The sequence below is a fragment of the Methanocalculus sp. genome (genome assembly GCF_029762515.1).
GTDB lineage: Archaea > Halobacteriota > Methanomicrobia > Methanomicrobiales > Methanocorpusculaceae > Methanocalculus.
This window is the reverse complement of record NZ_JARVGN010000212.1, coordinates 1-4,016: the sequence shown is the minus strand read 5'-3', so window position 1 is coordinate 4,016 and position 4,016 is coordinate 1. Positions and strand designations below refer to the sequence as shown.

General features: G+C 38.5%; 4 protein-coding genes. 3 read left to right on the top strand and 1 reads right to left on the bottom strand.

Annotated features, from left to right (window positions below; translation table 11 throughout):
* Together QCH34_RS08195 and QCH34_RS08190 are read left to right on the top strand one after the other, a co-directional pair.
* A partial coding sequence (locus QCH34_RS08195) for a 3'-5' exonuclease (RefSeq protein WP_300332720.1) occupies positions 1 to 796 on the top strand: 796 nt, incomplete at its 5' end.
* The gene (locus tag QCH34_RS08190) at positions 793 to 1,758 is read left to right on the top strand and encodes a PD-(D/E)XK nuclease family protein (protein ID WP_300332718.1); all 966 of its coding nucleotides are present in this window, start codon (positions 793 to 795) and stop codon (positions 1,756 to 1,758) included. The genes QCH34_RS08195 and QCH34_RS08190, both read left to right, overlap by 4 nt.
* A gap of 219 nt (positions 1,759 to 1,977) precedes the next feature.
* Here QCH34_RS08190 and dpdA read toward each other — a convergent pair whose 3' ends face one another.
* A complete protein-coding gene (gene dpdA / locus QCH34_RS08185) occupies positions 1,978 to 3,699 on the bottom strand; it encodes a tRNA-guanine transglycosylase DpdA (protein ID WP_300332716.1) in 1,722 nt (573 codons plus the stop codon).
* A 126-nt stretch (positions 3,700 to 3,825) separates the two neighbouring features.
* Here dpdA and QCH34_RS08180 point away from each other — a divergent pair.
* The coding region (locus QCH34_RS08180; RefSeq protein ID WP_300332714.1) for a hypothetical protein at positions 3,826 to 4,016 on the top strand (191 nt) is incomplete at its 3' end.

Here is a 4,016-nt window from a genome sequence, read left to right as displayed (position 1 = left end):
TCTTGGATTGAAAGACATTTATGGAAGAGGTATTTCGGACACCGTTAATGGATGGGTTGACGAGTTCAACCGAATATCTCAAGAATCGCCTGAATTAAAAGTGTATGTTAAAAAATCAGTAGAAAATATTGCAAAAGCTCCACCAGGTAAGTATTTAAATGTCTCAATTCTTGAGATCTTTTGGAAAATTTTGGCATTACCACCATTTACAAATTGGAAAGATGAATCTGGCGAAAAAACATATAGGTTAGGCCAATTAACAAAAATTATTGAAGCATATGCTTCAACTCCATTGCCCCGTCATCCCGGTTCAAACAGGGGATTGCTACGCACAAGCACAAGACCTAATTGGAATGGAAAAATCAGTAAAATTTGGCTTGATTCATTTTACTATTCAATAATTGGACTTCTTTCAGCATTTGGATTGGATGATCCAGAAGATGAAGAGATGATTGTGCCAGAGGGGCAATTCCCAATAATGACTGTACACCAGGCAAAAGGGTTAGAATTTGACTTTGTTTTTTATTATGGGGTCAATCATGATCCAAGATTGAGTTCAGCAATCTGCTTGGAAAAATCTTTGTCAGACTATCGCATAAGTCCACTTCTTGTGAACTTTAGCCCAGATCAAAAGGCTGCACAGGATCTAGTGCGTTTCTATTATGTTGCTTATTCAAGAGCAAAATATGCATTGATATATCTGATACCAGATGGGCACATGGGCAACAATTTTGGCGTAATCGGAAAAAACCCAAATTTATTCAAGAAATTCGTCTCAACAGAGGTTAATGGATGACATGGAGATTATTTCGTGAACTAAAAGGGAAAATTCCCCCCAAAAAACTGGAGATCCCAAAACGGTCCTACAGTGTTACTTCAGATATAATTGCATACAAAATTTGTCCTCGACAGTATGGATTAATGAAGCACAGAGGTTATAAATCCGCTCATAATATTCAGCTTTGGTTTGGGACCGCTGTTCACCAAGTATTAAAAAAACTGCACATGCAATATCGAGGATTAATCATTCCAGAAAAAGAAGGAAAAATTCCAAGTGATATTGATGTTGAAAAATATTTCGAGATTGTGAATCAAAGTCTTGTTCGCCAGGGAATACGGGCCATGAATGCGAAGGAAGAAAAACATGCACTTAAAGTAATCAAAAAATTCAATGAAATAGAAGGTCCGAAATTATATCCAAATATTATCGATACCGAATTTTCTTTTCAAAGTGACATGGGTGAATTTATTCTCGAAGGGATTGTAGATGTATTAAAAGAGACAAGTTCCGATGAAGTAGCCGAGGGCTATCATAATGTTGAGATATGGGATTACAAAGCGTCAAAAAATCCAAAATTTGAGAATAAACCATTAAAAATCGAAAAATATTCCTATCAAATGCTTGTTTATGCTGAATTGTACCATAAAAAAACAGGATATTATCCCAGAAAAGGTATATTGTATTTTATGAATGAATTGGAGAATCCCGAAAATATTGCTCTCAGTCGGGAAGAAATCCAGGAAAAAGCTGTAATAAAATTCGATTTTACTGATAAAAAAGAATATTTACTGATAAAAAACGCCATTGAAGATTTTTCACAAACAGTTAGTGATATAGAGAGATGTAAGGATCTGGATCTGTGGGATGCTCCTGAAAAAATGGTTGATGAAGATACATGTAATGGCTGTGATGGGAGATGGGATTGTAATTGCCCAGAAATCAAAGGAAACAAAAAATATAAAATGCGTTACCCATAAAAATTATATTAGATTATTATTTTTATTCTACAACAAAACCCGCAAATGTGAGTATAATGTTCCATAATACAATTGAACACCTGTAAGCAGAAATCTATTAAATCAATACAATAATATTACTTGAAAAATTAAAATTCAGTTATTAAATTAAAATTCAGTTATTATAAGCAAATTTTTTCATTCAACTTTTCAGGAACGAAAGATAATTAACTCCAATTATCAACAAAACTCTTCCAATGTTCTGTCTTTGATCGGGATTGCATCCGACACAATGCTGATCAAATCACCGATTCCTTTTGATTTTACAAAGACAAAGCGGTCGTCGATCACATTTCGCAAAACTTCTCGGTAATTTTTACCGGCAATGACCAGCACCCTGTCATAATTGGGGAGGATTTCGGCCAATTTATTCTCGACCCTAGGCCTGATTTCTTCAATATCCTGTTTTGTCTTGAGAAATTTCTCATAAAGCCAGACCTCGTCATCGGGAAGCAGTAGCCCGAATCGTGCTGAAATGATGACATAATCGAAGCCTTTGCCGTTGCAATACTCCTGAACTTTCTTGAAAATCGTTCCCTGATAGAGATCCTTTGCAGGAACGGTCATGAGTGGATCAATAGGGGCCTTTTTTTTCGTGCATGCTGTGATTACTAAGGTCCGGGGAGCGCCCTCGAACTCCTCCAGTGAAGAGATTTCGTTAAAAACGATTTTTGACCCATTTTCTTCCAGTTCTGGAATGGTTCCCCACTTTAATTCATCATGCATCAGTGTATGAAATGAAAGCAGGTTGTGAAAACCACGCCTCCTGTTACGGTTGTTCCCGCGGAAGATCACCACTTCAATTCCATGCTCAGAACATATCGGACAGGAGCAATGTTTCCAGGGTTTATCGGCAAGGGTTCTTCGATAGTACTCAAGGAATTTTGGTGGCTGCTGAGTCGCCTCCATAAAACGGGATAATTCAGCCAGAGTCGCATTGATTCCAATTTCGCCTTGGTCGTACTTCCTCAGCGTTGTAAGACAGGAACGTCCCAACCGCTCTAATACCTCCTGATCCAGAGAACCTTTCATTTGTTTCGAGAGCCTAGGTGGAATGCGGATGGCGGTGTAACCTTCCTGTTCCTTAGTGATATAATTACATTGGCTTTCCGCCGATGCAAGCCATGCCTTTCTTAGATACGATGAAGAATCAAATGCAACCTGCACTCCAAGCTCTTCAAGTTCCCTGAATCTTGAGAAGAGTGAAGACCGTGCAAGACCGAAGAAATGGAGATATTCTGGTTTTATAGGTGAGGTAGAAATCTCATTGATCAGATGATCGATCAAGTCGGCGATTGGCCGTGTTTGCGTGCGGACAAGACCGCCAAACGCAAGATGAGTGATCCCTCTGTTCAGGAATTTGTTATACATCCGAAGATAATCGGCGATATCCTCCCCCTGGATGGCCACAATCAGTTGAAAATCCTTTTTGTAGTGCTTGGACCACTCCTCAAAGGCGGCAATCCCGTTCTGGTAAGTGATGCGCATTCGGTCATCTTTCTGGTCGGCAAACTGGGTTACTACAAGATGATCAACGCTTACACCATAATTGAAATCGAGGTTGCTGTAGGTCTTAAGCACATCTTTTGTTTTGTAAGGGGGTTGTTCCTGCTCAATGTAGGAAAAGGCCCCGCAATCGGCCATGATTGGAAATTCCTTAGGTAACCCAAAAAAGCCATGAATCCCTTTTTCCTCAATAATCGCATATTTCGTTGTTTTATTCTGTAATGTTGCGATAGATACAAGGAGTCCATCAAAAGGTACTTTATCAATACCGAAAAGATCCCACATGTAGGCATCATTTTCCAATGGACCTGCGTTATGCTCCCCCGAATGAGTATCGGTGAGAAAATCATATTTTGGGTCTACCCTGTCGTCCCATTCGGGAATATAGTACCGCATAAATATTTTAAGAGATTTGCATTTATTCAGATAAAATAATTCGCTATTTGAGAGATTTAAAAATATTTATGGTTCCCCGGGAAAAGGCATAAATATAATACTTGTATTTCGAGGTGAATTTTTAACGTGCGGAGAGTCACAGCAGATCCATTTAGAATACTCCTTGCTATTAACTATATTGGAAAAAATGGTCCGGTACGCAGAGATGATGTAATTAGATATCTAAACGAGTTCAGTGAAAAGAAAGGAGAAAAGAATTCTAAATCTCAGGGAGGAGCTGCCAGTGACGTTCTCTTCAATCTTAAAGAGCTCAGACT